The sequence below is a fragment of the Ruegeria sp. CE8 genome (assembly GCF_056537465.1).
This window is the reverse complement of record NZ_JBQFRP010000001.1, coordinates 88,099-113,971: the sequence shown is the minus strand read 5'-3', so window position 1 is coordinate 113,971 and position 25,873 is coordinate 88,099. Positions and strand designations below refer to the sequence as shown.

General features: G+C 57.7%; 32 protein-coding genes. 16 read left to right on the top strand and 16 right to left on the bottom strand.

The genetic code is table 11. From position 1 onward, the window contains the following. Window positions 1-13: 13 nt before the first annotated feature. The 3 genes from ACR0AA_RS00585 to ACR0AA_RS00575 are packed head-to-tail and all read right to left on the bottom strand — an operon-like array spanning window position 14 to window position 2,183. A complete protein-coding gene (locus tag ACR0AA_RS00585; RefSeq protein WP_480661211.1) occupies window positions 14-442 on the bottom strand; it encodes a VOC family protein in 429 nt (142 codons plus the stop codon). After that, window positions 442-1,437, bottom strand: a complete 996-nt coding sequence (locus ACR0AA_RS00580; RefSeq protein ID WP_480661034.1) for an alpha/beta hydrolase — start codon at window positions 1,435-1,437, stop codon at window positions 442-444. The genes ACR0AA_RS00585 and ACR0AA_RS00580 overlap by 1 nt, the downstream gene beginning before the upstream one ends. Then, entirely contained in the window at window positions 1,434-2,183 is a 750-nt protein-coding gene (locus ACR0AA_RS00575; protein ID WP_480755252.1) for an alpha/beta fold hydrolase, read from the bottom strand. The genes ACR0AA_RS00580 and ACR0AA_RS00575 overlap by 4 nt, the downstream gene beginning before the upstream one ends. A gap of 194 nt (window positions 2,184-2,377) precedes the next feature. Here ACR0AA_RS00575 and thrS point away from each other — a divergent pair, with 194 nt between their 5' ends. The 5 genes from thrS to ACR0AA_RS00550 all read left to right on the top strand — a co-directional run bounded on the left by thrS (window position 2,378) and on the right by ACR0AA_RS00550 (window position 7,071). After that, complete coding sequence (gene thrS, locus ACR0AA_RS00570; protein ID WP_480661038.1) at window positions 2,378-4,336, top strand: threonine--tRNA ligase; 1,959 nt, start codon at window positions 2,378-2,380, stop codon at window positions 4,334-4,336. A gap of 222 nt (window positions 4,337-4,558) precedes the next feature. Beyond that, window positions 4,559-4,861: a BufA1 family periplasmic bufferin-type metallophore gene (locus tag ACR0AA_RS00565; RefSeq protein ID WP_480661040.1), complete on the top strand. Its 303-nt coding sequence runs from the start codon at window positions 4,559-4,561 to the stop codon at window positions 4,859-4,861. Between the two features lie 70 nt (window positions 4,862-4,931). After that, entirely contained in the window at window positions 4,932-5,789 is an 858-nt protein-coding gene (bufB, locus tag ACR0AA_RS00560; protein ID WP_480661041.1) for an MNIO family bufferin maturase, read from the top strand. Next, window positions 5,786-6,547 carry an HvfC/BufC family peptide modification chaperone gene (locus ACR0AA_RS00555; protein WP_480661042.1) on the top strand — a complete coding sequence of 254 codons (762 nt, stop codon included), beginning with the start codon at window positions 5,786-5,788 and terminating at the stop codon, window positions 6,545-6,547. The genes bufB and ACR0AA_RS00555 overlap by 4 nt, the downstream gene beginning before the upstream one ends. Then, window positions 6,544-7,071 (top strand): DoxX family protein, encoded by a 528-nt coding sequence (locus tag ACR0AA_RS00550; protein WP_480755251.1) that lies wholly within the window; start codon window positions 6,544-6,546, stop codon window positions 7,069-7,071. The genes ACR0AA_RS00555 and ACR0AA_RS00550 overlap by 4 nt, the downstream gene beginning before the upstream one ends. A 1-nt stretch (window position 7,072) precedes the next feature. On the opposite strand, the gene ACR0AA_RS00545 is transcribed toward ACR0AA_RS00550, so the two are convergent. Both ACR0AA_RS00545 and ACR0AA_RS00540 read right to left on the bottom strand, forming a co-directional pair. After that, window positions 7,073-7,441: a hypothetical protein gene (locus ACR0AA_RS00545; RefSeq protein ID WP_480661046.1), complete on the bottom strand. Its 369-nt coding sequence runs from the start codon at window positions 7,439-7,441 to the stop codon at window positions 7,073-7,075. A gap of 39 nt (window positions 7,442-7,480) precedes the next feature. After that, entirely contained in the window at window positions 7,481-7,798 is a 318-nt protein-coding gene (locus ACR0AA_RS00540; protein WP_480755404.1) for an ArsC/Spx/MgsR family protein, read from the bottom strand. 216 nt (window positions 7,799-8,014) lie between these two features. On the opposite strand from ACR0AA_RS00540, the gene ACR0AA_RS00535 reads away from it, so the two are divergent. Further along, window positions 8,015-8,221, top strand: coding sequence for a cold-shock protein (locus tag ACR0AA_RS00535; RefSeq protein ID WP_138839651.1), 207 nt, complete (start codon window positions 8,015-8,017; stop codon window positions 8,219-8,221). Between the two features lie 80 nt (window positions 8,222-8,301). Here ACR0AA_RS00535 and ACR0AA_RS00530 read toward each other — a convergent pair whose 3' ends face one another. Together ACR0AA_RS00530 and thyX are read right to left on the bottom strand one after the other, a co-directional pair. Continuing rightward, on the bottom strand, window positions 8,302-8,613 hold the full coding sequence (locus ACR0AA_RS00530) for a hypothetical protein (protein ID WP_480661048.1): 312 nt from the start codon (window positions 8,611-8,613) through the stop codon (window positions 8,302-8,304). Window positions 8,614-8,673: 60 nt separating this feature from the next. Further along, entirely contained in the window at window positions 8,674-9,585 is a 912-nt protein-coding gene (gene thyX / locus ACR0AA_RS00525) for an FAD-dependent thymidylate synthase (RefSeq protein WP_480661050.1), read from the bottom strand. A 175-nt stretch (window positions 9,586-9,760) separates the two neighbouring features. On the opposite strand from thyX, the gene ACR0AA_RS00520 reads away from it, so the two are divergent. Genes ACR0AA_RS00520 through ACR0AA_RS00510 form a run of 3 tightly spaced genes read left to right on the top strand, consistent with a single transcriptional unit; the run spans window position 9,761 to window position 11,612 of the window. After that, window positions 9,761-10,189: a VOC family protein gene (locus ACR0AA_RS00520; protein WP_480661052.1), complete on the top strand. Its 429-nt coding sequence runs from the start codon at window positions 9,761-9,763 to the stop codon at window positions 10,187-10,189. Then, the gene (locus ACR0AA_RS00515) at window positions 10,186-10,890 is read left to right on the top strand and encodes a DUF1194 domain-containing protein (RefSeq protein ID WP_480755250.1); all 705 of its coding nucleotides are present in this window, start codon (window positions 10,186-10,188) and stop codon (window positions 10,888-10,890) included. Before ACR0AA_RS00520 ends, ACR0AA_RS00515 begins: the two co-directional genes overlap by 4 nt. Next, on the top strand, window positions 10,887-11,612 hold the full coding sequence (locus tag ACR0AA_RS00510) for a DUF1194 domain-containing protein (RefSeq protein WP_480661055.1): 726 nt from the start codon (window positions 10,887-10,889) through the stop codon (window positions 11,610-11,612). Before ACR0AA_RS00515 ends, ACR0AA_RS00510 begins: the two co-directional genes overlap by 4 nt. Here ACR0AA_RS00510 and ACR0AA_RS00505 read toward each other — a convergent pair. The 3 genes from ACR0AA_RS00505 to ACR0AA_RS00495 all read right to left on the bottom strand — a co-directional run bounded on the left by ACR0AA_RS00505 (window position 11,606) and on the right by ACR0AA_RS00495 (window position 12,828). Further along, window positions 11,606-12,103, bottom strand: coding sequence for a MarR family winged helix-turn-helix transcriptional regulator (locus ACR0AA_RS00505; RefSeq protein WP_209222537.1), 498 nt, complete (start codon window positions 12,101-12,103; stop codon window positions 11,606-11,608). The two genes, ACR0AA_RS00510 and ACR0AA_RS00505, sit on opposite strands and share 7 nt — an antisense overlap. Window positions 12,104-12,181: 78 nt before the next feature. Continuing rightward, window positions 12,182-12,439, bottom strand: coding sequence for a succinate dehydrogenase assembly factor 2 (locus ACR0AA_RS00500; protein WP_480661056.1), 258 nt, complete (start codon window positions 12,437-12,439; stop codon window positions 12,182-12,184). Next, complete coding sequence (locus tag ACR0AA_RS00495; RefSeq protein ID WP_480661058.1) at window positions 12,436-12,828, bottom strand: helix-turn-helix domain-containing protein; 393 nt, start codon at window positions 12,826-12,828, stop codon at window positions 12,436-12,438. Before ACR0AA_RS00495 ends, ACR0AA_RS00500 begins: the two co-directional genes overlap by 4 nt. Before the next feature lie 91 nt (window positions 12,829-12,919). Between ACR0AA_RS00495 and ACR0AA_RS00490 the strand changes: the two genes are divergently transcribed. Beyond that, a complete protein-coding gene (locus ACR0AA_RS00490; RefSeq protein WP_480661059.1) occupies window positions 12,920-14,122 on the top strand; it encodes a pyridoxal phosphate-dependent aminotransferase in 1,203 nt (400 codons plus the stop codon). 12 nt (window positions 14,123-14,134) lie between these two features. Beyond that, the gene (locus ACR0AA_RS00485; RefSeq protein WP_480661060.1) at window positions 14,135-14,536 is read left to right on the top strand and encodes a hypothetical protein; all 402 of its coding nucleotides are present in this window, start codon (window positions 14,135-14,137) and stop codon (window positions 14,534-14,536) included. Between the two features lie 11 nt (window positions 14,537-14,547). On the opposite strand, the gene ACR0AA_RS00480 is transcribed toward ACR0AA_RS00485, so the two are convergent. Both ACR0AA_RS00480 and ppk2 read right to left on the bottom strand, forming a co-directional pair. Continuing rightward, complete coding sequence (locus ACR0AA_RS00480; protein WP_480661213.1) at window positions 14,548-15,912, bottom strand: MATE family efflux transporter; 1,365 nt, start codon at window positions 15,910-15,912, stop codon at window positions 14,548-14,550. Between the two features lie 115 nt (window positions 15,913-16,027). Further along, window positions 16,028-16,882, bottom strand: a complete 855-nt coding sequence (gene ppk2 / locus ACR0AA_RS00475; RefSeq protein WP_480755403.1) for a polyphosphate kinase 2 — start codon at window positions 16,880-16,882, stop codon at window positions 16,028-16,030. A gap of 192 nt (window positions 16,883-17,074) precedes the next feature. On the opposite strand from ppk2, the gene ACR0AA_RS00470 reads away from it, so the two are divergent. Beyond that, the gene (locus ACR0AA_RS00470) at window positions 17,075-17,950 is read left to right on the top strand and encodes an alpha/beta fold hydrolase (protein ID WP_480755249.1); all 876 of its coding nucleotides are present in this window, start codon (window positions 17,075-17,077) and stop codon (window positions 17,948-17,950) included. A 5-nt stretch (window positions 17,951-17,955) separates the two neighbouring features. Here the strand turns inward: ACR0AA_RS00470 and ACR0AA_RS00465 are convergent, their stop codons facing one another. After that, window positions 17,956-18,564, bottom strand: coding sequence for a carboxymuconolactone decarboxylase family protein (locus ACR0AA_RS00465; RefSeq protein ID WP_480661066.1), 609 nt, complete (start codon window positions 18,562-18,564; stop codon window positions 17,956-17,958). A gap of 167 nt (window positions 18,565-18,731) precedes the next feature. Between ACR0AA_RS00465 and ACR0AA_RS00460 the strand changes: the two genes are divergently transcribed. The 4 genes from ACR0AA_RS00460 (at window position 18,732) to ACR0AA_RS00445 (ending at window position 22,935) form a co-directional block, all read left to right on the top strand. Continuing rightward, window positions 18,732-19,598 (top strand): 5'-methylthioadenosine/S-adenosylhomocysteine nucleosidase, encoded by an 867-nt coding sequence (locus ACR0AA_RS00460; protein ID WP_480755248.1) that lies wholly within the window; start codon window positions 18,732-18,734, stop codon window positions 19,596-19,598. Between the two features lie 123 nt (window positions 19,599-19,721). Further along, on the top strand, window positions 19,722-21,680 hold the full coding sequence (parE, locus tag ACR0AA_RS00455; RefSeq protein ID WP_480755247.1) for a DNA topoisomerase IV subunit B: 1,959 nt from the start codon (window positions 19,722-19,724) through the stop codon (window positions 21,678-21,680). Between the two features lie 8 nt (window positions 21,681-21,688). Further along, complete coding sequence (locus tag ACR0AA_RS00450) at window positions 21,689-22,354, top strand: DUF2971 domain-containing protein (protein WP_480755246.1); 666 nt, start codon at window positions 21,689-21,691, stop codon at window positions 22,352-22,354. A 299-nt stretch (window positions 22,355-22,653) separates the two neighbouring features. Further along, window positions 22,654-22,935, top strand: coding sequence for a hypothetical protein (locus ACR0AA_RS00445; RefSeq protein ID WP_480755245.1), 282 nt, complete (start codon window positions 22,654-22,656; stop codon window positions 22,933-22,935). An 18-nt stretch (window positions 22,936-22,953) separates the two neighbouring features. Here ACR0AA_RS00445 and ACR0AA_RS00440 read toward each other — a convergent pair whose 3' ends face one another. From ACR0AA_RS00440 to ACR0AA_RS00430, 3 genes are all read right to left on the bottom strand, one after another. After that, complete coding sequence (locus ACR0AA_RS00440) at window positions 22,954-23,724, bottom strand: alpha/beta hydrolase (protein ID WP_480661075.1); 771 nt, start codon at window positions 23,722-23,724, stop codon at window positions 22,954-22,956. Window positions 23,725-23,792: 68 nt separating this feature from the next. Further along, window positions 23,793-24,632, bottom strand: a complete 840-nt coding sequence (locus ACR0AA_RS00435; RefSeq protein WP_480661077.1) for an EamA family transporter — start codon at window positions 24,630-24,632, stop codon at window positions 23,793-23,795. Window positions 24,633-24,706: 74 nt separating this feature from the next. Next, window positions 24,707-25,852: an iron-containing alcohol dehydrogenase gene (locus ACR0AA_RS00430; RefSeq protein ID WP_480755244.1), complete on the bottom strand. Its 1,146-nt coding sequence runs from the start codon at window positions 25,850-25,852 to the stop codon at window positions 24,707-24,709. Window positions 25,853-25,873 lie beyond the last annotated feature (21 nt).

The window sequence follows — 25,873 nt, the reverse complement described above, 5'->3', positions numbered from 1 at the left end:
CCCGGCTTGCGCATCACCCGTACCCGTTCCAACGGAAAGCACCATCGGTCGCCAGCGGCGAGAACGGGTTGAAAGCGACCTCCCAGATCGTGCCTTCGGGCGCCCGGAAATAGCCGTGATGTCCGCCCCAGAACACGTCTGACGCCGGTTTCAGCACTTCGGCACCGGCCTCCTCGACCTTGTTCAACACCTGCGCGACGTCCTCCTTTGACCGGCAGTTGTAGCTGAGGGTCAACGCCCCACGCCCCAACGTGCCGACATCGACGCCAATTTCATCGGCCAGCGCAGGCAAAGGGTAAAGGCCCAGCGTCTGTCCAATCAGGTCAAAGGCTATTACACCGTCCGGACTGTCGACACGTTTCCAGCCGATTTTTTCATAGAATGCAGCGGCGACCTCCGGGTCGTCGACCCCGACAGTTATCAAGCTGACACGCTGTTCCATCATTCAATCCCCTGCTCTTTCAACCAGCCCAGAATACCCGCAACGGCGTCATCGGTCTGTTCCGGCGACATCAGACGTCCCGCGATAACATGTGACGACGGATCATCGCCCGGCCCCATCGTCACTGTGTTAACGTTTGCCGAGCCGCCCCAAGCCTCTGCCACCTTATGGGTCAGGTCTGGACGCACAACCTGATCGTCGTCAGAGAACCAGAACAGCGCCGGTACTTTGGCCTGTGAAAAATCCAATGCGTAGACGACCTCGACCAGAACTGTCATCGGAACAACGGCCTCCCATGGATAGACCGACGACCAGTATTTGTTCTTTTCCGGATCCGGTCCGGAAACATCGCGTTCTTCACCCATGATCATCGGCAGCCAGGTGCGCGCCCACGGAAGGCCGGGTATCCATGCGCCGGGCGAGTTCACACCGAAATTCGGCGAGACAAAGACCAGACCGGCCACGTTTTCCATCAGCGCGTCATCTAGCGCAGCAGCAGCAGCCAGCGTTCCTCCGGTCGAGGTCGAGATCACTACGACCTGATCTCCGACCGCGCGCGCGGCAGCCAGCCCTTCGGCCATGTCCTGCATCCAACCCGAGGCGGTGCCTTCGGCCATCGCCTGCCCGCTCCGGCCGTGACCCTGCAGACGGGTGTAGACCAGATTGGCGCCAAGCGCGTCAGCTACCATGTCGGGGACGGGGCGAATTTCTTCTGACGAAGCGGAAAACCCGTGGACATACAGAATTGAAACCGGCGTGCGCTGCTCTTTGAACCCGTCCTGCCAGATCACCCGTTTTTCGACACCCGGGACGATATCGTCATAGGCGGACTCGGTGCTTTCGAAATAGACCTGCACGCCTTCGCCGAATTTGCGCGGCTCAAAGGTCGGGTTCAGGTTTACGTCCTCACGCGGACCGAACCAGTAGATAAGCGCACCTACTGCAACCAGCGCCAGCAACAGGCGCCCAAGTCCCCTTCCAAATCCCCGGATCATTGCTGGCCCATCACTTCCAGCACGGCATTTTCGATTATCTCAAGGCAAGGCCCGTCGGAGAAGCGGTGATCCGCGTCTTTGACCAGCAAAAGACGCATGTCTGGGCCTGTTGCATGTTCCAGCAATCGAACCGCAGTTTCGGTGGAAACCGCGGTGTCCGCCGTGCCTTGCAGGAAGCGGACCGGAAACGTCAGATCCAGCGCCTCGCGTAGGACCAGTTGCTGTCTGCCGTCTTCGATCATGCGCTTGGTGATGATGTACGGCTCCATGTAGTCCGACGGCAATTCGACATATCCCTCAGTCTCCAACACCTGTTTTTGTGTGTCAGAGAAAGACGCCCAATATCCGTCCTCGGTAAAATCCGGCGCAGCAGCGATCGTCGCCATACCCACAATCCGTTCAGGCATCGCCTTTGCCAGCAAAAGCGCCTGCCAGCCGCCCATCGACGACCCGACAACGATCAGCGGTCCGACTGTCAGCTCGGTCACGGCGGTCACAGTATCCTCGTGCCAATCACCGATGCAGCCGTCCTCGAACTTGCCCGAGCTTTCGCCGTGACCAGAATAGTCAAACCGCAGAAACGCCTGTCCGCGGGATTTGGCCCAGGCCTCAAGATGTATTGCCTTGGTGCCCTCCATATCGGATTTGAGCCCACCGAGAAACACGATGGTCGGCCCCGCACCTTCTGTCTTGTGATACGCCAGCTGCCGCCCTTGCCCTGTGGTCAGAAAATTCGTTGCCGCCATGTTTTCCTCATTCTTCTTTGCTGATCATCATGCACGGCTGCACACGGGCCGCAATTGCCGAATTCCAACCTCTCGCCGCGTCAGTTTTGCAGCCCTCCATTCTTGACAGCTGATGCTGCACCTGCCACATGAGGCGCACACAATAACCCGCAACCGGGCGTTCAGTGGGCGCCAAACCGACGAGGAGAGCCGATATGGCCCTGGACTCACAGTCAGTCTCCCTTACTTTTCCCGATGGCAATGCACGATCCTACGACGCAGGCGTAACGCCGGCGCAAGTGGCTGCCGATATCTCGACCTCTCTGGCCAAGAAGGCCATTTCCGCAACGGTGAACGGCAAGCATTGGGACCTGCAATGGCCAATTGATGCGGATGCCGACATCGCCATCCACACGATGAAGGATGAAGAGCAGGCCAACGAACTGATCCGTCACGATCTGGCGCATGTGATGGCGCGTGCGGTTCAGGAAATCTGGCCCGCGACCAAAGTCACCATCGGCCCCGTTATCGAAAACGGTTGGTACTATGACTTCGATCGGGATGAACCGTTCACGCCCGAAGATCTCGGCCTCATCGAGAAAAAGATGAAAGAGATCATCAACAAGCGGGACCCCGTCACCACCGAGGTCTGGGACCGCGACCGCGCGATCGAGTTCTACAAGGCCAATAACGAGCCCTACAAGGTCGAGCTGATCGAATCCATTCCCGGTGATGAGCCGCTACGGATGTACTGGCACGGGCATTGGCAGGATCTATGCCGCGGACCGCATCTTCAGCATACCGGCCAATTGCCGGGCGACGCCTTCAAGCTGATGAGCATTGCTGGCGCCTATTGGCGTGGCGACAGCTCGCGCGCGATGTTGCAGCGGATCTACGGCGTAGCCTTTACCGGCAAGGAAAAGCTGAAAGCCCACCTGCACATGCTGGAAGAGGCCGCCAAACGCGACCACCGCAAGCTGGGCCGCGAGATGGACCTGTTCCACATGCAGGAAGAGGCCCCCGGCCAGATCTTCTGGCACCCGAACGGCTGGACCATTTACACGCAACTGCAGGACTATATGCGCCGCGCCCAGCATCGTGGCGGTTATGTCGAAGTGAACACGCCGCAGGTCGTAGACCGCAAGCTGTGGGAAAAGTCCGGCCATTGGGACAAGTACCAAGAGCATATGTTCATTGTCGAAGTGGACGAGGAACACGCGCGAGAGAAATCGGTAAACGCGCTCAAGCCGATGAACTGCCCCTGCCATGTAGAAATCTTCAAGCAGGGTCTGAAATCCTACCGCGATCTGCCGTTGCGTATGGCCGAGTTTGGATCGTGCGCACGGTACGAACCGTCGGGTGCCCTGCATGGCATTATGCGCGTACGTGGTTTCGCCCAGGACGACGCTCATATCTTCTCAACCGAAGATCAGATCGGCGAAGAGTGCGCCCTCTTCATCGGGTTCCTGACCAATGTTTACAAGGACCTCGGGTTCGATAGCTTTAAAGTGAAGTTTTCTGATCGTCCCGAACAGCGCGCCGGTTCCGACGAAGTCTGGGACAAGGCAGAAGAAGCTCTGCTGACCGCGACCCGAGCGGCAGGCGTTGAACCAGAACTGAACCCGGGCGAAGGTGCCTTCTATGGCCCGAAGCTTGAGTTCGTCCTGACAGACGCCATTGGACGCGATTGGCAATGCGGCACATTCCAGGTGGACTTTGTTCTGCCTGAGCGACTGGATGCGACTTACATCGGTGCTGATGGTGCCAAGCATCGCCCCGTTATGCTGCACCGCGCCTGCCTTGGCTCGTTCGAGCGCTTCATCGGCATCCTGATCGAAGAGCACGCCGGTAAGCTGCCGTTCTGGCTGGCCCCGCGTCAGGTGGTTGTCGCCTCGATCACGTCCGAAGCGGATGACTATGTGCTGGAAGTGGTTGAAACCCTCAAGGCTGCGGGCGTCCGTGCCGAAGCGGATATTCGCAACGAGAAGATCAACTACAAAGTCCGCGAGCACTCGGTCGGCAAGGTTCCGGTCATTCTGGCCGTCGGTCATCGCGAAGTTGACGAGCGCACCGTAAGCGTGCGCCGCCTCGGTGAAAAACAGACGCAGGTTCAATCGCTTGAGGCTGTAACAAAAGAGCTGGCGCAGGCCGCAACCCCGCCTGACCTTCTGTAACATTCGGCAGCATATCGCCATAAATCCGGCCCTAAATTCGGGGCCGGATTGAAACAATTTCCATTTTTCATTTCAAAAACAATTTGTTAACCTTCAAGGGGGCATTACGCTCTTTGACGGGGTTGTGAGACACGGGCTCGTGAATTCACCTGCCCCAATTAAGCTACTACCTTTGTCATTGTCACAAGAAGACATACGCAGTCATCAAAAGGGATTACCGAGATGTCGAACACCGCAAAAACCCTGGTTATCGCAACCGCAGTTGCAGCAGCCGTATCGGGCGCAGCTACAACCGCAACCGCACAAGCCAAAGAGAAATGCTATGGCGTGTCAAAAGCCGGTCAGAACGACTGCGCTGCAGGCCCCGGCACCACCTGCGCCGGCACCTCGACCGTTGACTATCAGGGCAACGCCTGGACTCTGGTCGACGCAGGCACCTGCGCCGATATCGAGCTGCCCGCCGAAGCAAACGGCACCCCGCGCAAAGGTTCGCTGGAGCCGCTGGAACGCGACCTGCCGGCATAAGCCCAAGCATCTGAGAACCGAAGGGGCGGGCACTATCGCCCGCCTCTTTTCGTGACCGGAGGATTTGCAAATGCTGGATAGTACACTTCGATCGAACAGGCTGCCCGCAGCGCCGGGCGTCGGCTATAAACCTCAGCATTTTGAACAGATTCTGGACCACGCCCAACCGGTCGCGTGGCTTGAAATTCACGCTGAAAATTACATGGGCGATGGTGGCAGGCCGCTTGCGCAACTGCGCCATCTTTCTCAGCAGTTTCCGATCTCGGTCCACGGCGTCGGCCTCTCTATCGGTGGAGAAGGCCCCCTTGACCCCGATCACCTTGCGCGCCTGAAGCACTTGGTAGGATGGCTGAACCCGGCCAGCTTTTCCGAGCATCTGGCGTGGTCGACTCATGACAGCCATTTTCTAAACGACCTTCTGCCCCTGCCCTACACCGACGGGACGCTCGCCCGAGTTTGCGCACATATCGACGAGGTTCAGGAAACCGTGGGGCGGCAGATGCTGTTGGAAAACCCATCCAGCTATCTGGCTTTCGAAGAAAGCACATGGTCCGAGCCCGACTTCCTGCGCGAGGTTGCACGGCGTACTGGCTGCGGTCTGTTGCTGGACGTGAACAATGTTTTTGTTTCGGCAACCAATCTGGACTTTTCACCGCAAGGCTACATCGACGCCTACCCACTTGAAAAAGTCGCAGAGATCCACCTGGGTGGTCATGATGAAGATGAAGACGACCACGGTCGCCCCCTTTTGATCGACAGCCATGGGCGCGAAGTGGTCGATCCTGTGTGGACCTTGCTGGATTATGTTCTGGAGCGCTCTGGCCCCAAACCCGTTCTGATCGAGTGGGATACAGACGTACCAGACTGGCCAATTCTGCGAGCCGAAGCGGACCGCGCGCAAGCGGCTCTGGACCGCATTCCGGCATGAGCGTTTCGCAAACAATTTTCCATGATGCGCTGCTGGACCCGTCGGCGGCTGTTCCGGACGGACTGCTGGATGCCGCAGAACATCCGGCGGGAAGACGGTTCAGCGTCTATCGCAACAACGTCGCTGTCTCGCTGACCGAGGCCATGCATCAGGCCTTTCCTGTTATAACGCGCCTGTTGGGGCCTCAGAACATGGACGGGCTGGCGGGGATTTTTCTGCGCAAGCATCCGCCCTCTTCCCCTCTGATGATGTTCTACGGCGAAGAGTTCCCCGAGTTCCTCGCTGGAATGGAACAGCTTTCGCACCTTGGCTATCTTTCGGATGTGGCCAGGTTGGAACTGGCACTGCGTCATTCGTACCACGCTGCCGACAGCGAGGCCGCCCCGGCTGATGCTCTCTCCATCCCACCGGAAGAGATCGTACAGGCGCAACTAGAGTTTGCACCATCAATGCAGGTCGTGAAATCCGAGTGGCCGCTGTTCTCGGTCTGGCGCTTCAACTCGGAAGTTGACGCCCCGAAACCCACCCCCGGTGCCGAGGACGTTCTGATTACTCGGCCCGAATACGACCCAACACCACAACTTCTGCCAGCAGGCGGCGCGGCTTGGATCGCGCGCGTGCAAGCCGGACAAACCATTGGCGAAGCGTTTGAACAAACGTCTGCTGAATTCCCCGAATTTGACCTTGGGGCCACTCTGGCGCTGCTATTGCAAGGCGGCGCAATAACCTCTGTGACTATCGAAAGGCTGGCAACATGACTGCCCTGATCTCATTGCACAACAACACCCTGGGAAGGCTGGAAGTAATCTCTGGCTGGTTGACACCGACCCTGGCGCGGCTGGTTTTTGCGGCAACTTTGCTGGTGTATTACTGGAATTCGGCAAAAACCAAATTAGGCAGCGGCTTCTTCGGCTTTCTGTCCCCGTCGGACGGCGCCTATGTCCAGATCTTCCCCAAGGCGATGGAAGCGGTCAGCTATGACAGCTCACAATTGGGCATTTTTCACTGGGCCATTGCTGTCGCAGGGACATGGGCAGAATTCCTTCTGCCAACACTGATCGTTATCGGCCTGCTGTCGCGGTTTGCCGCATTGGGCATGGTCGCCTTTGTCTGGGTCCAGACCGTTGTGGACGTCAACGGGCACGGCACCGAGTTGGGCAGCTACTTCACCAACGCCGTGAGCTTGCTGGACGACCGGACGCTGTGGACCTTCCTGCTGCTTGTGATCGTGATCAATGGCGCAGGTCCGCTCTCGCTCGACCGGATCCTGCGCATCAAGTAATTTAGAAATGTGCCTTGGGCTCGTCCGGCTTACCTGCGGCCAGCCCAAGGATTCCCGCCACGGCGGCAAAGGCCACCGGGAACATTGTGAACGCGTTGAAACCAAACGCGTAGTACATGCCGACGGCCGAGATCAGCAGCAATACCCCACCGATCAGAGCCCGAGCATGCGCCATTGCGCCCCCTGCGATGGCCAGAAGAGGCGCAATAATGGACGCCGCCTGGATGAACTGAGCATTGTCTACCTGCTCGGCAATGCCTTCGATCTCGCCGTAGTAGTCTATGAACTCGATATAGCCATACCCGAAGAAGCCGACGATCATTCCGATCAACCCGGCAATGATGCCCAAAATCATGGATGCGTTGCGCATTTAAACCCTCATTTTCACGCCAGACACATAAGCACCTGATCAAGCAACGCCAAGGCTTGCCTTGGTCTCAGCTGTCCAGCCCAACAGCAACGCACCGTCGTTTTCGATCAGGGGACGCTTCATCAAAGTCGGGTGCTCCTGAAGCAATTCCAGAGGAGGCCGACTGCGCTGTTCTGCATCCAATCCACGCCATGTCGTCGACCGCGTGTTGAGCAAAGCTTCGCCGAAGGCGTTTAACGCCTGCTTCAGCAAAGATTCAGGCACACCTTGCGCCCGAACATCAATGAACTCAACATCTGGGAGTGTTTTCAATGCCTTGCGGCACGTATCGCAGTTTTTCAGGCCGTAAAGACGCATGCTTAGGCTGCTCCTGTATTTGTATGAATTTTTGGCATTTTCGCCTGCTTCACTCGGTAATTCTTGATTTTTTACTTCACCGTGCAATGTTGAAAAAGACGAAACACGCAATCCGGGCCGCGTCGTGTGGGCGAAGCGGTGATGTGTTGTGGTTGCGTCAACGACTGCCCCCACCATTTTTGTGGGACAACGCGTAAGTAGAAGGAGACACGGGAAATGCCAACTGGCACCGTGAAATGGTTTAATACCACGAAAGGCTATGGGTTCATTGCCCCTGATGAAGGTGGCAAGGACGTTTTTGTTCATATCTCGGCCGTTGAACGGTCCGGTTTGACCGGGCTCGCTGACAATCAGAAAGTCTCGTACGAGTTGCAAGACGGACGCGACGGCCGCCAAATGGCCTCTGATTTGAAGCCGTTATAAAACACCCCGTCATCTGCGGGTACTAAAAGCAGGTCAACGGCCAATTTCCGGCCGTTGTCCATTACCTAAGGTTGGAAACCTTATCCTCGCGCCGGCTTCTTATCGGCATGAGTGTACCAGTCTTGTCCCATCGCCACGATGCAGGACGTGCCGCTGGAATATGTCACCACCATTGTCCAGTCACCCGTGTCGCTGGTCCAGACCTCCATCAGTTGCTCTGGTCCGCGCAGCCCTGTCGCCGCACGCTGGGACCTGAACTGACGTTCTAGTTTTTCGTGCAATCTGGAGGTCGGCTCGCAAAGCACTTCGGCGATTGGCGACTTTGCCAGACCGGGCTGTGCCGATAGGGCGAACGCCAAACACGAGCAACGGATAAAAGAGACTGGTGCCATGAGGCAATCGTAACAGCTTCATGACACCGCGTATAGACAATCGCTATGCCTGAGAGAACGTCAGGTCTCGCGTATGACAGCTTCGAACTCGCGCCATTCCCGCGCGGTCATGCCTGAATTTTCCTGTGTCACGGCTTCACCGGCCAGCATACGCCGCAGGCTATCGACCATCTGGGCCGACAGATTGACAGCGCCCAACCGGTAATCTTCGAACGCCTTGTACGCGAACGGCACCCAGTCGGCGACGATCTTGCACATGGTGTCCGCGTAGACGCGAATTTCATACTGGGCATGCGGATCGGCACGCAGGCGCAGGAAGTGGAACAGGTTGTGCAGATCCACCTTCCAGTACCACTGAGTATAGATGTTCGCGGGCAGGTTCATCCGCGCCAATTCGCGCGCCAGTCCCTGCTGACCATCTTGGCTGATCATCGCTTCGTAATTGTCATAGCACCGCGCGCTGTCGGCCTTGAGCATCTCAAGCACGCGCGCAGCCTCTTCCCCCTGCAGCGCTTCGCCCCGGCCCTGATTGTTCACTTCGGATTGAGCGGCGACATGGTCCGGCGCGGGAATGTAGAACTCTCGATCCAGGATCGAATAGCGGGCGGAATACTCATTCACATTTGCTGTACGGTGACGGATCCATTGGCGCGCCACGAAGACCGGCAGTTTGACGTGCAGCTTGATCTCGCACATTTCAAACGGGGTCGAGTGCCAATGGCGCATCAGATACCGGATTAGGCCTTCATCATTCTGAACCGACTTGGTGCCCTTGCCGTAAGACACACGCGCCGCCTGGCAGATCGCCGCGTCATCGCCCATATAGTCGATCACGCGCACAAAGCCATGGTCCAGCACCTGATGGGCGGTATAGAGGTGGTCTTCCATACCCTCAGCCACAACGCGGCGTGTTGGATGCGATTGCGCCCGTTGCGCTTCGATCTCGGCCAGTTGGTCAGAGGAGAGCGGCATGAAATTTCCTTTCCAGCAATGAGTCGCCTACCACTATATCTCGGCAATACGGTTACCGGAACCGCGATATGTGCGCGCAATTGTCCAATTCCTAAATTGTGTCCGAACTGCCCCTCGACACTCAATGATCGTGCGCTAAGCTGCTGCGCATCACCTGAACGGAAAGGAAGCCGCTATGGGGCTGACATATCTTCACACCATGATCCGCGTGAAGGATCTGGAGAAGTCGATGGCGTTTTTTGAATTGCTGGGACTGAAAGAAACCCGCCGGTACGACAGCGAATCCGGACGGTTTTCGCTGATCTTCATGGCCCCTCCGGGGCAAGAGGACCGACCGATCGAATTGACTCACAACTGGGACGGAGATGACGCCCTGCCCAGCGACAGTCGGCATTTCGGGCACCTCGCGTATGGGGTCGACAACATCTACGAAGTTTGCCAGCACCTGCAGGACAATGGGGTGGTCATCAACCGCCCCCCCCGTGACGGTCGTATGGCGTTTGTCCGCTCGCCCGACAATATCTCGGTCGAGCTGCTGCAAAACGGCGAAGCGCTGGAACCGGCCGAGCCCTGGGCCAGCATGGAAAGCACTGGCCACTGGTGATCCGCTGGCTGATAGCATTGGGTCTGGCCGCAATGGCCAGCCCTGTTCGGGCCGAGACCTGTCGTCTTGCCCTGGCCTTGGCCATGGATATCTCGACCTCGGTCGATGAGACCGAAGACATACTGCAACGGCAAGGGCTGGCAGCCGCGTTGATTGCGCCTGAGGTGGTCGAGGCCTTTTTTTCCTCTCCCATGCCGGTTGCGTTGGCCGTGTATGAATGGAGCGGCCGCACGACCCAGCGGGTCATTCTTGATTGGACGATGATTACGTCAGAGGCAGACCTGCTGGTCGCGGCATCGACCGTGCAACAATCTGTCCGTTCGGACAGCGGGTCGGCCACAGCGATGGGCTATGCTCTGGCATTCGGTGCGACTTTGATGCAGCAGGCACCTCCTTGTCTGTTTCAAACCATCGATTTGTCGGGGGATGGCTCCAACAATGACGGCTATGGGCCCGATTCAGCGTACCGGCACTTTCCGTTTGAAAACACGGTGGTCAACGGGCTGGTCATCAACGCTGCAGACTTTGAAGGCGAACTGTTCCTCATCCCGTTCTTTGAAAACAATGTGCTGCATGGCCCCGGTGCTTTTCTTGAGGTCGCGCAAGGGTTCGAAGATTTCGAACGCGCCATGCGCCGCAAACTGGAACGCGAATTGTCGGGGCTTCAGATCGGCGCTTTGCGGGACGCTGCGCGCCAATGATCCGTGTTTTGGCCGTCCTTTTCACCATCTTGGGCAATTCCGCCGCTTCGGAATGCAGACAGGCGTTGGCTTTGGGGCTCGACGTGTCCGGCTCTGTCGACACTCGGGAATACCGGTTACAATTGGACGGGCTGGCTGCCGCATTGCAACGACCTGAGGTCGTCCGGCTGATCCTGTCGGACATTGGCGCGCCTATTAAAATGGCCATCTACGAATGGAGTGAGCCCCGCCATCACCGCATGCTGTTGAACTGGACTGAAATCCGTACGACACACGACCTGACACGGATCAGCACCCTTTTGAACAACGTGGAACGCAGCAGCGCCCCTCGGGGCACCGCAGTTGGCTCTGCAATGCTTTTTGGAGCTGAGTTGCTATCCAAACAGCAGGAATGCTGGAAACGGACGCTGGACCTGTCCGGGGACGGCAAGCACAACCTTGGCCCCCATCCGCGCGAAGCAAAACGCATGTTGCGGGCGTCCGGCATCACGGTAAACGGGCTGGTGATCGGGGCCGACGACCCCACTCATGGAGACAAGCGATACGTTCAGGTTGGCGAACTGTCGGCCTATTACAACGCCTGGGTTATTCTCGGGCCCGGGGCGTTTGTCGAAGTCGCTCTGGGCTTTGAAGCCTACGAAGATTCCATGACCCGAAAACTGATCCGCGAACTGAAAGGGTTGACCCTTTCGGACGCCCAAGATGCGTTCGCTGATCAGTAGATGTATCGGATCTGGTCAGTCCAGTAGCGCTCAACTCTCCGCAGAGATGTTGTGATGTCGTCGATACCTTCCAACCCCAGCACTCCGCGGCTTTGCAACCCTTCGGCGTGACGCGAGAACAGTTCCGAAACGATGTCTCGTATCTCGCGTCCGCGCGGTGTCAGCCGAACTCGGACCGAGCGGCGGTCGATTTCGCATCTCTGGTGATGCATATAACCCATTTCAACCAGCTTTTTCAGGTTGTAGCTGACGTTGCTGCCCTGATAATAACCGCGGCTTTTCAACTCACCGGCGGTGACTTCGTGATCGCCGATATTGAACAAAAGCAACGCTTGGACCGCGTTGATTTCCAATACGCCAACACGCTCAAACTCATCCTTGATGACGTCCAATAGCAACCGGTGCAGCCGTTCCACCAAGGCAAGTGCCTCAAGATAGCTGGTCATGAACCCCTTGGTTCCCGGCGCGGAGACCTGCATTTCCATACTCATCCGACCCTCCGATTCAGTCGCGCTGTTTCAGGCAGAATGAATCGAATTCCCGAAAAATCGGTTAAGCAGGTTTTTCTTTTATTTTTGGAACGTCTGCGCGATGTCGGATATCAGATCGGCGTAACCTTCAGGGGGCAGAACCTGCCCCGTTACCCATTGGTACAAGTCCTGATCGTTTTCGTGCAGCAGCGCGTCGTAAGTATCCAGACCGGATGTATCCATCGCCGTCAGGTTCCGTTCCGCATAGGCAGACAGGATTAGGTCCATTTCCTTGATCCCGCGGCGCATGGATCGCATTTTCAGACGCTTGATGCGAATGTCACGAGGTTCGGTCACCGGGATTGCTCCACGATCAGACGCAACCTTTTCTCCAGCTTCGCGGCGCGTTCGGCACTGGCGCGCATCTCACCGCGGATCGAGCGCAGCTCGGCCACGATATCCGCCAGCTCGGGCGTGCCTTCGTCTGCTTCGACCGGAGCATCCATGCCTTCGCCCTCGCCGGTCAGCAGCCACATGATCGACACGTTGACCATGCCCGCCATCATCGACAGTCGGTTCGCGCGCGGCTCGGACAGGTCATTTTCCCAAGCTGCGATCGTTGCTTTTTTGACTCCAAGACGGCGAGCCATCTGAGCCTGCGTCATGCCGGCGGCTTCGCGTGCCCCCGCCAACCTGTCCCCGAATGTCGCTGAGTCCGGTCCGTACCAGTCGTTCTCGTCGTTCATCGGGGTCTCCAATTCCTAAATTCATATCGCTTGATCGTCATTCGAGCGCACCCTATGACAGTCAGGCTGAACATACAAATCGAGGCCGCCCATGAGTTTCCTTTCTGCGACACTGTCACGCGTGAAGCCATCGCCCACCATCGCAATGACAGCAAAAGCAGCCGAGTTAAAAGCCGCCGGGCGCGACGTTATCGGCCTGAGCGCAGGTGAACCGGATTTCGACACCCCGCAGAACATCAAGGACGCAGCGGTTGCGGCCATCGCCGCGGGCAAGACAAAGTACACCGCGCCGGACGGTATCCCCGAGTTGAAACAGGCCGCTTGCGCCAAGATGAAGCGCGATCACGGGCTGGACTACACCCCCGCGCAGATCTCGGTTGGAACCGGTGGCAAGCAGACGCTGTATAATGCGCTGATGGCCACGATGAACGAAGGCGACGAGGTCATCATCCCTGCCCCCTATTGGGTCAGCTATCCCGATATGGTGTTGCTAGCCGGGGGTACTCCGGTCGTGGTCGAAACAACGCTGGAGAACAGCTTTAAACTGACGGCCGATCAGCTTGAGGCTGCGATTACACCAAAAACCAAGTGGTTCATCTTTAACTCTCCGTCCAACCCAACCGGCGCAGGGTACAGCCGAGAGGAACTCAAGGCTTTAACAGATGTTCTGATGCGCCATCCACATGTCTGGATCATGTCCGACGATATGTATGAACACCTGGCCTATGACGGATTCGAGTTCTGCACCCCGGCCGAGGTAGAACCCGGCCTGTATGACCGGACGCTAACCTGCAACGGCGTCTCCAAGGCTTATGCCATGACGGGCTGGCGCATTGGTTATGCCGCCGGTCCGGTCGAGATCATCGCCGCGATGCGCAAAATTCAATCGCAATCAACATCGAACCCCTGTTCGGTCAGCCAGTGGGCTGCGGTCGAAGCGCTGAACGGAACTCAGGCTTTTCTGGCCCCGAACAATGAAACGTTCAAACGCCGCCGCGATTTGGTTGTCCGAATGCTGAGTGAGATCGACGGTGTCACCTGTCCGACCCCGGAGGGCGCGTTTTACGTCTATCCTTCGATTGCGGGGTTGATCGGTAAGACCACGCCAGCGGGCACCGTCATCGACACGGACGAAGCCTTTGCCACCGCGCTGCTCGAAGAGGCGGACGTTGCCGTCGTTTTCGGCGCGGCCTTCGGTCTGTCGCCAAACTTTCGGGTCAGCTACGCGACCTCGGATGAGGCACTGACCGAAGCCTGCACCCGCATCCAACGCTTTTGCGCCTCTCTGCGCTGACCGGAGAATCCGATGACCACAGAGCTGCCCGAATATTATTTCCGCGTGCGCGAAAACGGCGCGGCGGTGTTCAAGATCGACACCGAGAACCGTCAGCGCCGGATCGAGATGGATCAGATCGCGGTCATAAATATCCGCAACGGCGAGGTGAAACCTCAGGGTCAGCGCATCTTGTCCGATGCCGACAAGGCCGAGATCGCGCGTTGGATGGACGAACGCAAAGAGCTTTTGGCCCAGCGCGATATCGACGACATTCACCGCGCAGTCGATTACCTGAACCTGACCACTCAATGGGCGCAATCTAAAGCCACGGACGAGCAGCTTGAGGACGTGACGGACAGATTGCTGCTGGCGATGCACGATCTGCGCACCGTTCTGGTGCGCAAAAAGGCGGACCGGTTCGGCAAAGAGTGACCTGCCGCAGTTTACTCGGCGGGTACGCCAACCGCACGCACTGAACGCATCCAGAAGCGTGCCATCAGCATTACAGCGGCGCATGCCAGGCCCAGAACAAGGCCCAGCCAGACACCAATCCCGTCCATACCCTGCACGAAACCGAAATAATACGAGGACGTGATCCCCACGCCCCAATAGCTGAGCGCAGCCATCAACATCGGGATTTTCGCGTCCTGCAAGCCACGCAACAGCCCCAGCGCGATCACCTGAGCGCCGTCCACCAGCTGGAACAAAGCCGCCATCGCCAATAGGCCGGTGCCGATAGCCAGAATTTCCGAACGTTGCGGATCATCCGGTTCCATGAACAACGAAATCAACGGCTCAGCACAGGTCAGGAAAAGGGTGACTGTCAGGACCGAGATCGCCAGCGACATCCCCGTCACCGCGATCGCGCCCCTTTCAAGATGTGGCCGATCTTTGCGGCCCAGCGCATTCCCGGCCCGGATCGTGGCCGCGTTTGACAGCCCCAGATGGACCATGAACGTTGCGGATGCCAGGTTCAGCGCAATCCCGTGTGCGGCCAAGGGAACCTGCCCCAGCCAGCCCATCATAATCGCCGACATCGCAAACAGGCTGACCTCGGACAGCGTTGTCAGGCCAATCGGCACGCCGAGACGCAAGACACTCAGAAACATCTCCCAGTCGGGGCGCCAAAACCGTTGGAACAGGCTGTGCTCGGGCAAAACGCGAACGGCATAGATAACCACAAAGACCAAAGACACGATCTGCGTGACCACAGAGGCGATGGCCGCTCCCATCACACCCAGTTCCGGTGCGCCCCAGTTGCCAAAGATCAGCGCATAGTTGGTGAAAGCGTTGACCATTGCGGCCGCGACGGTGATCCATAAAACAATCTGTGTCCGCTCCAACGCAGCCAGATAGGATTTCAGGACCATGACCAAAAGCGCAGGAAACAACCCCCACCCCGCGACGCGAAGGTATTGAGACGCGGTTTCAGCAACCTGCGGGTCCTGTTTCAGCGCGATGAGAATGGGGTAAGACCACCACAGCATCGGCATCATCACCGCCGCGTAGATTAACGACAACCACAGCCCCATGCGGGTCGATCTGCGAATGCTCGTTTCGTCTTCTTCGGCCGCAGCGGTTGCCACCATGGGCATGACGGCCAGTCCGAACCCTGCCCCAAAGAGGAACAGCACAAAGAAATAGCTGCTGGCCAGCGTCACAGCGGCCAGTGCTTCGACGCCGTACCACCCCAGCATAACGGTATCCGTCAAACCGATTGCAAATTGGGCCAAATGCCCGCCGATCAGCGGCAGGCCCAGCACGGCAATGGCCTTGAAGTGGCCACCATATGTCATAACCTTGTTCATCGCATCAGCCATATGCCCGGCCAGAGGCCGGGACAAGAGGCGAACGACGAAATTTCACACTGACACTAACGCCCCGGTTCGGAAACCTGATCCGCAGCCCAGTGGACAGATGACTTTACGATTCCGGGTGCAGTGAATTGCCCAGAATGTGTTCGGACCGTTGGATCACGTGATGTGCCTGTCCGACGATCAAAGGATCGGGGGTGCCAATGACCTCAAGGTTCTTGTCTGGATAGTCCAATGTAGACAGGAAGTGGCGCATGCAGTTCAGGCGGGCGCGCTTCTTGTCGTTCGACTTCACGATGGTCCAAGGGGCGTCAGCGGTGTCGGTATAGAAGAACATCGCCTCTTTGGCCTCGGTATAGTCGTCCCATTTATCCAGGCTGGCCTTGTCGATGGGCGACAGCTTCCACTGCTTCAGGGGGTCGGTCTCGCGGCTTTTGAAGCGGCGTTGCTGTTCGGATTGCGTGACCGAGAACCAGTATTTGTACAGTTGGATGCCCGAACGCACCAGCATCCGCTCAAGCTCGGGCGTCTGACGCATGAACTCGAGATACTCGTTGGGCGAGCAGAACCCCATGACCCGTTCAACTCCGGCGCGGTTGTACCAGGAGCGGTCATAGAACACCATTTCCCCGACAGTGGGCATTTCCTGAATGTAACGCTGATAGTACCACTGGCCCTTCTCTTCCCAGGTCGGTTTGTTCAGTGCCACAACGCGCGCCTGACGGGGGTTCAAATGCTCCATGAACCGTTTGATCGTGCCGCCCTTGCCCGCTGCGTCGCGACCTTCGAACAGCAAGACAAACCGCTGGCCGGTTTCCTGTGCCCAAAGTTGCACCTTCAAAAGTTCGGCCTGAAGCTGCGCTTTCTCCATCTCATATGTTTTACGCGCCATCTTGCGGCCGTAAGGGTACCTGCCGCTTTCAAAGGCCTGACGGATCTTCTCGGGGCTGGGTTCGGCCGGCATTGTTTTGGGCGTTACCGCAACACTGACAAGCGGTTGCTCATTCTTGATCTGCGTCACTGTTTCCATTCAGGCTCTCCTTGTTGCGCTGTCCAACAGGACGCCTAGCAAACGTTTGAAAATTCCGCCTTGATTGGTATCAAACTGCTACACCTTTTCCCGCGCATTTTGCGTGGTCAACACAGGTTTCAGGTCATGGATTGCAGGTTTATCGAGCTTAATGGTCAAAACTTTTGCCTACGCAGCTGGGGAGATCCCGCGCAGCCTCCTCTGCTGATGTTGCACGGGTTTCCGGAATACGGCGGGGCGTGGCAAGACCTGGCCCCTTATCTGTCCTCCGACTTCTTTTGCATCGCCCCGGATCAACGTGGTTACGGGCAAAGCTGGGCTCCTGAAGGCGTCGGCCACTACGCCTTGTCGCAACTGGTCGCGGACATGGTGGCGCTGATCAAAGGGCTGGGTCGCCCGGTCTGCGTGTTGGGCCATGACTGGGGCGCGTCGGTGGCCTATGGGTTGGCCATGTTCCACCCGGATCTGGTCAGCCGGCTGATCATTGCGAACGGTGTCCATCCGGTGCCGTTCCAAAAGGCGATGGCCGCTGGGGGGGCACAGTCCGAGGCGTCGCAGTACATCAATGCCCTGCGCGCTCCGGACGCCGCAGAGCGCCTGTCAGCTGACAATTTCGCCAAGCTCGAACAGTTCTTTCGCTTTGGCATGGGCACAGACTGGTTGTCAGAAGCGCAAATGCAGGAATACCGCGCCGAGTGGGCGCGGCCCGGTCGGCTGAAGGCCATGCTGAACTGGTATCGCGCGTCCCCGTTGGTCGTCGCCAAACCCGGTATGCCGCGCACAGATTTACCGGAGTTGCCGAAGGAGAGGTTGATGGTTCGCTGCCCCCACCTGCTGTTGTGGGGGCGCGATGACAAGGCGTTGTTGCCCGAGTCGACCGAAGGGCTCGAAGAGTTCGCACCGGACCTCACGCGCGTCGACATTCCGGACGCGGATCATTGGTTGCACCACCAACGACCTGACTTGGTGGCACAGGCGATCATCGAATGGATGGAAAGTTAACGCCGTTACCTGTGGCCCCAGTCCGAAGGGTCATCAGAATTGTTCGGCGACAGACCCAGAATATCCCCATCCGTGGAACACCCCAGCCCCAGAACGGTTCGGTTCGCGTATGAAAAATAGGCGCAGACCTGATTGATTTCGAGTATCTCACCATCATCCCAACCCGCTTCCCGTAGGGCAAGCACGTCATTCTCGGTCATGTCTGCCGGTGCCTCGGTTAACTTGCGCGCATACTGCATCGCCGCGATCTGAGCGGCATTCAGCGGAGCCGTTTCCGGCGAGTTGACCTCAATCGCAGCGCGAATAGCCGTGCTGCGCTCCGGGTCGTCCAGCAACCGCTGCAGACCGCTGTAATGATGCTCGACACAATAGCCGCACCTGTTCAGCGCACTGACCCAGACACCCAGCACTTCAAGGAACCACTTCGGGATCGTGTTTGCCGAATGGTGCAGAACGTTTTTGTACAACGCCATGTGGCCTTCCATCGAATGTGGCCGCAGAGAATGCACCATCATGATGTTGTCGACGTTGTTGCCGGGCCCCGTCACCCGCTCATAAAGCTTCCTGAGCTTGCCTGTGGCTTGTTCGAACGGAACCGTCTTTATCCAACTCATGAAACCTCCTGCCATTTTCACGATGATTCCCAATACCTTAATCATTCGTTTAACAATCCGCGAGACAGAACCCCCAGAGATGTTGCGTGACTATGCAAGCCACTTGTCGGCGCGCAGTACAGGTGCCAAATTTGTCTCAGAAATCACCGCCGGAGCGAAGGAAAGTCATGACCCAACCCACGTCCCCGAGTTCCCCCATCGACACGACACCCAGAATTGCCCTCATTTCCGCCTTCGAGCCCGAGATCGAAATCCTGCGAAGCAGAATTCAAGACGCCGAGACCGTGAAACGTGCAAAAACCGACTTTGTACTTGGGACGCTGGCCGGGCAGCCGGTGGTCGTGTTTTCGTCGGGCGTGTCTATGGTCAACGCCGCCATGACAACCCAGCTTGCCCTCGATCATTTCGCAATCAAGGGAATTGTCGTGTCCGGTGTTGCCGGTGGTGCCGATCCGAACTTGTCCATCGGAGATATCGCGGTTCCGGTTCAATGGGGACAGTACATGGAAATGGCGTTCGCGCGCGAAACTGACACCGGCTACGAACTGCCGCCCTTTCTGTCGTCTGATTTCGCGAATTTCGGAATGATGCACACCATAAATCTGGGCGTTTTCGAAGAGCTCGCCGGGCATGGAACCAGCAAGTTTTGGTTTCCCGCCGACGAGACCTTCCTCGCTGCAGCGAAAGCAGCGGCCAGCAAACTGGAGCTTTCTTCGACCGCAGCGGATGGTCGGCACCTCGCCCGCGCGCCGCAAATCTACGTCGGCGGCGGCGGCGTTTCAGGAACAGCTTTCGTCGACAACGCGAAATTCCGTGAATGGGCTCATAACACTTTCAATGCCCGAGTGATGGACATGGAAACGGCGGCCATAGCACAGGTTGCGGATGTGAACAGCGTACCATTCCTGGCCTTTCGGGCGCTGTCTGACCTTGCTGGCGCTGAATCCGGCGCAAATCAGTTCGAAATCTTCATGAACCTGGCCGGCGGGAACCTTGCAGACATGGTCGAAGCGTTCCTGAAAGAGCTTGATTGAACACTCAAAATTTCGACCGTCCCCTCCGATCACCCCATTTACCCACAACACCTCGCGCCCCTCTTTCCCCCGGACACATCACCTGCCATAATGGGATCAAACCGAAAAACAAGAGCAGCACCCATGCCAGACGATCTGTTGACGCCCAGCGCCACCGCTACATATGACGCCTCTTCCATTGAGGTGCTTGAGGGTCTGGAACCGGTCCGAAAACGCCCCGGCATGTATATCGGCGGCACGGATGAGCGTGCGCTGCACCATATGGTGGCCGAAATCCTCGACAACTCGATGGACGAGGCGGTCGCTGGTCACGCCAACCGGATCGAGGTGGAACTGCACGCTGACTACGCCCTGACTGTAAGGGACAACGGACGCGGCATTCCGATCGATCCGCACCCCAAGTTCCCCGGCAAATCAGCGCTCGAGGTGATCCTGTGCACCTTGCACGCGGGTGGTAAGTTCTCGGGAAAAGCGTACCAGACCTCTGGCGGTCTGCACGGCGTGGGTGCGTCAGTGGTCAACGCGCTGTCGGATTCGATGGTTGTTCAGGTGGCACGCGACAAACAACTGTTCGAGCAGCGGTTCTCACGCGGCGTCCCTCTGGGTCCTGTCGAAAAAATCGGTGCGGCCCCCAACCGGCGCGGCACGACAGTGACCTTCCACGCGGACGAGGAAATCTTTGGCCATCACCGCTTTAAACCTGCGCGGCTGTTCAAATCCATCCGCTCCAAGGCTTACCTGTTCTCGGGTGTTGAAATCCGCTGGAAATCCCACATCGACGACGGCGAAACTCCGACCGAAGCATCCTTTCACTTCCCCGGCGGGCTATCCGATTATCTGAAAGAGACGATGAACGGCTCATCCACCTATGCCGAGCAGCCCTTTGCCGGCACGGTGGATTTCAACGAGAAATTCAGAACCCCCGGCAAGGTCGAATGGGCGATCAACTGGACGCCCTCGCGCGACGGGTTCATCCAATCCTACTGTAACACCGTCCCCACGCCTGAAGGCGGCACGCATGTCGCGGGCTTCTGGGCTGCGGTTCTCAAAGGGATCAAAGCCTATGGCGAGCTGATCAACAACAAGAAGGCCGCGCAGATCACCCGCGATGACCTGATGACCGGAGGCTGCGCCCTGGTGTCCTGTTTCATCAGCGAACCGGAATTTGTGGGCCAGACCAAAGACCGTCTGGCCACGGTCGAAGCACAACGGCTGGTCGAGAATTCGGTCCGCGACCATTTCGACAACTGGCTGGCCGCGGACACGAAATCCGCCGGCGCTATTTTGGACTTCCTCATCCTGCGGGCTGAGGAGCGTCTGCGCCGACGCGCCGAGAAGGAAACACAACGAAAGTCCGCCACTAAGAAACTGCGTCTCCCCGGCAAGTTGGTGGACTGTTCTAGTTCAACACGCGACGGCACCGAATTATTCATCGTCGAAGGAGATTCTGCGGGCGGTTCTGCAAAAATGGGCCGAAATCGCAAAACGCAGGCGCTTTTGCCCCTGCGCGGTAAGATCCTGAACGTGCTGGGCGCGGCCAGTTCGAAGCTGGGCACCAATGCCGAGATCAACGATCTGACGCAAGCGCTGGGTGTGGGGCTGGGCACCAAGTTCAACGTCGACGACCTGCGCTATGACAAGGTCATCATCATGACCGACGCGGATGTGGACGGGGCGCATATCGCGGCGCTGCTGATGACGTTCTTCTTCACCCAGATGCGCCCAATGATTGACGCGGGCCACCTCTACCTCGCCTGCCCGCCCCTCTATCGCCTGACCCAAGGTGCCAAGCGCGTCTATTGCCTGGACGAGGCCGAGCGCGACGAATGGCTTGAGAAAGGTCTGGGCGGCAAAGGCAAAATCGACGTGTCCCGCTTCAAGGGTCTGGGCGAAATGGACGCCAAGGACCTGAAAGAGACCACGATGGACCCGGCCTCCCGTAAACTGATCCGCGTCACCATCGACGAGGACGAACCCGGCGAGACCGGCGATCTAGTCGAGCGCCTGATGGGTAAAAAACCCGAACTGCGGTTCCAGTACATTCAGGAGAACGCGAGGTTTGTGGAAGAGTTGGATGTTTGAGCCTGTGAATGAAAATTTATAAGTTTATCGGTGAACGGTACGCTTTGGAGACTTTGGCCCTAAAGCGGCTAAAAGTTTCAAAACCAACAGATACCAATGATCCATTTGAAATGCGACCATTCAGGTTTGCGAGTGAAAAGAGTCGTGAACGCTTTCAGAAAATTCTAGAAACCAGCGAGACTACGACCGGTTTCATTTCCTTTAGTGGGAATTTCGAAAGCCCTTCAATGTGGGCGAACTATGCCGACAATCATCGCGGAGTTTGTCTTGAGTTCGATGCAACAGTCCAAAGCAATTTCACAAGGGCACCATCACGATGGATAGAAAAAATAGACTATGTAGACACATTAGAAGCGTTTCCGGACGCAGCATTAGCGCCCGAAAACGGTAATTTGTTTAGAGGGTGGATCGAGTATGCCATGCGAACAAAATCTAAGCATTGGGAGTATGAGGAGGAATATCGGAAGTTTGTAAAATATCCCCACGGTGCAGATCTCTCTTTTTTCGATTTCGGAGGAAATCTAAACCTCACAAAAGTAATTGTTGGGTTTAGGTCACGAGTAAGTTTGCATGATGTAAAGGCTTTACTCACAAACGAGAGTGTTTGGATAACGCGGGCGAAGCCATCCACATCAGGATTTTCGATGGGATTGGAAAAAGTACCTGTCGTTTAATTTTGAATGAAGCCAGTAAAGGGTGCGGAACCAAAATCGCGCCTGCAAACACTGATTACCGCCTCCAAAATATTGGCACCCGCTCTGAAGGGCAGGTCGGGGGCGCGCTTGATGCTTCTTATCAAGCATTAGTCGGATGGCGCGAGTCCACCCCACAATCGCCAGCCAAACACCCCCCTTGCCTAACCCGTTGATCCCGTTCACACTTGCGCGCAATCTGTCATGCAAGAACAATTTTTGAGGTTCCGAGCGTCCAAGACCCAATTTGAACGAACATAAATTTCGAACGGGAGGACGACATGAAATCACTAACCCTCGGGCTGGCCTTAGCCTTGCTGGCCAGTCAGGCAAGCGCGCAGCAGTCGCTGATCGGCGCATCGCCTATTCCGGTCGGGGCAGAGTTGCGGTTCTGCTATTACAACGGCCTCGCCTTTTCGGTGGACGCCTATGTTGTGATCTCTGGCAACAACACCGTGACCGAAACGTCCAGTGCGCGCGAAGAACACCTGTTGCGTTGTATCAAAGGCGGCGACGGTGCCATGAAGTGGAAACCGGAGAGCGGTATTCAGGTCAATCGCTGACCCGAAAAGGTGGGCGGTCTAACCCACCTTCTTCTCCAGCCACTCCGCGATCTGCCCGGCGGGATGTTCCCAGCCGGGTTCCATGAAAAGGAAATGCGCGTGGTCTTCCACGGGCATAAACGTCGCGCGCTCTCCGTACAGCTCAGCCAGCGCGCGGCAGGTGTTGGGGTTCACGGCCCGGTCCTCGGTGCCTGAGACGACCAGCACCGGGCAATCGACCTTTTCGATATCCACCTTCATCGCGTGGTGGTCGTCGAACATCCAGAAGAACATCTCGAACATTACCCGTCCGCTTTCCGCACCCAGCTGGTCGAAGACCGCGTGCTGCTGCGCCTCGGGCATCTTGTTCAATGCAAAGGGTGCCATCAGGTCGAACTCGACCCGCATGGGCTGTTTCCAGAACGCCCCGCCCTCCATCAGCGCACGCGGGATGGCGCGTTCGTCGTCGGTTTCGGGCAGCGTGCCCCACGGCGCATTCGGGTTGATCAGAACAATCGCACTGGCCAGCCCGCGTGAGGCCACCTGCTGCGCCACAACGCCCGCAATGGCGTGACCCAGTAGCACAGGTTTGCTGTCCAGCCCTTGCACGAACTCGGCGATATCATTGGCGTAATCCATCACGCTGGTATCCGTCAGGCCCGGGTCGGGTTCGGCCTTGGGGTCCCCGCCATGATAGCGCAACGCCGGGGTGTGCACTGTCCAGCCGCGCGCGCGGAAGAAATTTGCGTAGTCTCGCATGCACCACGGCCCGGCAAAGGCCCCGTGGATCAGAACAATCTCTTTGGTCATCAAATCGCTCCCTCGTCACTCGCACCCACTATGCGAGACAAAGGCGGCAAGCGGCAAGGCCGCCTGGATCAGACGGCCAAGCCGATTAAAGCAACACCAAAGGCCATCAAAACAGCAGCCCCCAGCCGACGCATCCAGTTGCCTTCTTTCAGGAAAACAAACCCGATCAGTGCGGCAAAGATGACCGAAGTCTCGCGCAGCGCCGAAACCGCGCCCAGCGGGGCGAAGTTCTTTGCATAAAGCACGAGGCCGTAAGCTGTCATCGACACCAACCCGCCAAGAATGCCGATCATCCACGTCTTGGCAGGGAGGCTTGCCAGGGTGTTGCGCTTCTTGACGCCGACAAAACCAGCGATGAACAGATGCAGAAAGGCGCCCCACGCCCAATAACTCAGCGTATTGCCGGACAACCGGACGCCGATCCCATCCACGACCGAATAAACCGATATGCAAAAGCCGGTTCCTACCGCAAACCCCAAGGCCCAGCGTCCGACGCCGGACCTCAAGGCCTTCCAACTGCTGAGCTGGATACCGAGTGCGATCAGCGCGATGCCACCCCAAGCCTGCAAAGGCAGCACCTCGCCTACGAGGATCATCGCCCAGAGCGAGACCAGCGCGGGTACGATACCGCGCGCGATTGGGTAGACGACACTGAGATCCCCGTGCTGATAGGCTTTGCCCAGCATGTAGTAGTAGCCGAAATGTACGACAGTCGAGATCAGGATATACGGAAAGCTCTCGGCACTGGGAAGCGGCAGCAGCAGGATCATTGCCGTTGCGGGGATGACATGGCCCAACGCGACCAGCCCAAGTGTTGTGGTCCGGTCGGCCGCGGTTTTGACAATCGCGTTCCACACTGCGTGCAGCAGCGCGGCCGTCAGAATGATGGCGATTACAAACGGGGTCACGTCCCAACCTTTCGCGCAGAGAAAACCGGCCCGAGAAACGGGCCGGTTACGTTACTTGCACAGCGTTGAACCGATCACAACGCGGCTTTGAACAAGTCGGTCAGATTTTCTTCGGTCAATTCGATCGGGTTCCCGCCGCAGGACGGGTCGATGATGGCCCCTTGCACCAGCTCTGGGATCGCATCCTCGGTCACGCCCAATTCGGCCAGTTTGACCGGGATTCCCAGCGAGTCGTTGAATTCCTGAACAAATCCTCGGACCCCGTCAAAGCCTCCGTCGATGCCCAGATAGGCTGCGGCCGACTGGAACCTGTCTGCTATGGCCGGGGCATTGAACTCCAACACTGCAGGCATACAGACCGCGTTGGTGGTGCCGTGGTGAGTATTAAAGTACGCGCCAATGGGGTGGCTCATCGCGTGGATCGCGCCCAGTCCTTTCTGGAAGGCGGTTGCGCCCATCGCAGCGGCGCTCATCATCTGGGCCCGCGCCTCAATATCGGTGCCATCGGCATAGGCGCGCGGGAGGTATTCCTTGACCAGCCGCATACCTTCCAGCGCGATACCCTGGCTCATCGGATGGTAATGCGGGCTTGAGAACGCCTCGACGCAGTGCGCGAATGCATCCAGCCCGGTACCGGCGGTGATGAACCTGGGCATGCCAACGGTCAGTTCGGGGTCACAGATCACAACGGTTGGCAGGACCTTGGGGTGAAAGATGATCTTCTTGGCATGGGTCTCGGAATTGGTGATGACGCTGGCGCGGCCAACCTCGGACCCTGTTCCCGCGGTGGTGGGCACTGCAATGATCGGCGCGATGGCGTCTGCATCTGCACGGGTCCACCAGTCACCGATATCCTCGAAATCCCAGACGGGGCGCGTCTGACCCGCCATGAAGGCAACCATCTTTCCCAAATCCAGCCCGGAGCCGCCGCCAAAGGCGATCACACCGTCATGCCCCCCCGCGTGGTAGGCTTCCACACCGGCTTCCAAATTCTTTTCATTCGGGTTCGGGTCCACATCGCTGAACAGGCCACGGCCCAGACCGGCGGCCTCCATGATTTCCAACGTCTGCGTTGTGATCGGCAAGTCGGCCAGCCCTTTGTCCGTGACCAGCAGAGGCTTTTTCATGCCCGCAGTTTCGCAGGCTTCGGGCAGTTCCTTGATGCGCCCTGCCCCGAATTTGATCGCGGTCGGGTACGACCAGTTTCCAACAAGTGACATGTCAGGTTTTCCTTTGTTATT

What these genes read in the sequence shown, in the direction of transcription:
- ACR0AA_RS00585 (WP_480661211.1), bottom strand. Translation starts at nt 442, where the DNA reads ATGGAACAGCGTGTCAGCTTGATAACTGTCGGGGTCGACGACCCGGAG.
- ppk2 (WP_480755403.1), bottom strand. Translation starts at nt 16,882, where the DNA reads ATGCCGGCCGAACCCAGCCCCGAGAAGATCCGTCAGGCCTTTGAAAGC.
- ACR0AA_RS00480 (WP_480661213.1), bottom strand. Translation starts at nt 15,912, where the DNA reads ATGAACAAGGTTATGACATATGGTGGCCACTTCAAGGCCATTGCCGTG.
- ACR0AA_RS00485 (WP_480661060.1), top strand. Translation starts at nt 14,135, where the DNA reads ATGACCACAGAGCTGCCCGAATATTATTTCCGCGTGCGCGAAAACGGC.
- ACR0AA_RS00550 (WP_480755251.1), top strand. Translation starts at nt 6,544, where the DNA reads ATGACTGCCCTGATCTCATTGCACAACAACACCCTGGGAAGGCTGGAA.
- ACR0AA_RS00535 (WP_138839651.1), top strand. Translation starts at nt 8,015, where the DNA reads ATGCCAACTGGCACCGTGAAATGGTTTAATACCACGAAAGGCTATGGG.
- ACR0AA_RS00580 (WP_480661034.1), bottom strand. Translation starts at nt 1,437, where the DNA reads ATGATCCGGGGATTTGGAAGGGGACTTGGGCGCCTGTTGCTGGCGCTG.
- ACR0AA_RS00490 (WP_480661059.1), top strand. Translation starts at nt 12,920, where the DNA reads ATGAGTTTCCTTTCTGCGACACTGTCACGCGTGAAGCCATCGCCCACC.
- ACR0AA_RS00540 (WP_480755404.1), bottom strand. Translation starts at nt 7,798, where the DNA reads ATGCGTCTTTACGGCCTGAAAAACTGCGATACGTGCCGCAAGGCATTG.
- ACR0AA_RS00460 (WP_480755248.1), top strand. Translation starts at nt 18,732, where the DNA reads ATGACCCAACCCACGTCCCCGAGTTCCCCCATCGACACGACACCCAGA.
- bufB (WP_480661041.1), top strand. Translation starts at nt 4,932, where the DNA reads ATGCTGGATAGTACACTTCGATCGAACAGGCTGCCCGCAGCGCCGGGC.
- parE (WP_480755247.1), top strand. Translation starts at nt 19,722, where the DNA reads ATGCCAGACGATCTGTTGACGCCCAGCGCCACCGCTACATATGACGCC.
- ACR0AA_RS00565 (WP_480661040.1), top strand. Translation starts at nt 4,559, where the DNA reads ATGTCGAACACCGCAAAAACCCTGGTTATCGCAACCGCAGTTGCAGCA.
- thrS (WP_480661038.1), top strand. Translation starts at nt 2,378, where the DNA reads ATGGCCCTGGACTCACAGTCAGTCTCCCTTACTTTTCCCGATGGCAAT.
- ACR0AA_RS00495 (WP_480661058.1), bottom strand. Translation starts at nt 12,828, where the DNA reads ATGAACGACGAGAACGACTGGTACGGACCGGACTCAGCGACATTCGGG.
- ACR0AA_RS00530 (WP_480661048.1), bottom strand. Translation starts at nt 8,613, where the DNA reads ATGGCACCAGTCTCTTTTATCCGTTGCTCGTGTTTGGCGTTCGCCCTA.
- ACR0AA_RS00440 (WP_480661075.1), bottom strand. Translation starts at nt 23,724, where the DNA reads ATGACCAAAGAGATTGTTCTGATCCACGGGGCCTTTGCCGGGCCGTGG.
- ACR0AA_RS00520 (WP_480661052.1), top strand. Translation starts at nt 9,761, where the DNA reads ATGGGGCTGACATATCTTCACACCATGATCCGCGTGAAGGATCTGGAG.
- ACR0AA_RS00430 (WP_480755244.1), bottom strand. Translation starts at nt 25,852, where the DNA reads ATGTCACTTGTTGGAAACTGGTCGTACCCGACCGCGATCAAATTCGGG.
- ACR0AA_RS00575 (WP_480755252.1), bottom strand. Translation starts at nt 2,183, where the DNA reads ATGGCGGCAACGAATTTTCTGACCACAGGGCAAGGGCGGCAGCTGGCG.
- thyX (WP_480661050.1), bottom strand. Translation starts at nt 9,585, where the DNA reads ATGCCGCTCTCCTCTGACCAACTGGCCGAGATCGAAGCGCAACGGGCG.
- ACR0AA_RS00545 (WP_480661046.1), bottom strand. Translation starts at nt 7,441, where the DNA reads ATGCGCAACGCATCCATGATTTTGGGCATCATTGCCGGGTTGATCGGA.
- ACR0AA_RS00505 (WP_209222537.1), bottom strand. Translation starts at nt 12,103, where the DNA reads ATGAGTATGGAAATGCAGGTCTCCGCGCCGGGAACCAAGGGGTTCATG.
- ACR0AA_RS00465 (WP_480661066.1), bottom strand. Translation starts at nt 18,564, where the DNA reads ATGAGTTGGATAAAGACGGTTCCGTTCGAACAAGCCACAGGCAAGCTC.
- ACR0AA_RS00445 (WP_480755245.1), top strand. Translation starts at nt 22,654, where the DNA reads ATGAAATCACTAACCCTCGGGCTGGCCTTAGCCTTGCTGGCCAGTCAG.
- ACR0AA_RS00555 (WP_480661042.1), top strand. Translation starts at nt 5,786, where the DNA reads ATGAGCGTTTCGCAAACAATTTTCCATGATGCGCTGCTGGACCCGTCG.
- ACR0AA_RS00470 (WP_480755249.1), top strand. Translation starts at nt 17,075, where the DNA reads ATGGATTGCAGGTTTATCGAGCTTAATGGTCAAAACTTTTGCCTACGC.
- ACR0AA_RS00450 (WP_480755246.1), top strand. Translation starts at nt 21,689, where the DNA reads ATGAAAATTTATAAGTTTATCGGTGAACGGTACGCTTTGGAGACTTTG.
- ACR0AA_RS00510 (WP_480661055.1), top strand. Translation starts at nt 10,887, where the DNA reads ATGATCCGTGTTTTGGCCGTCCTTTTCACCATCTTGGGCAATTCCGCC.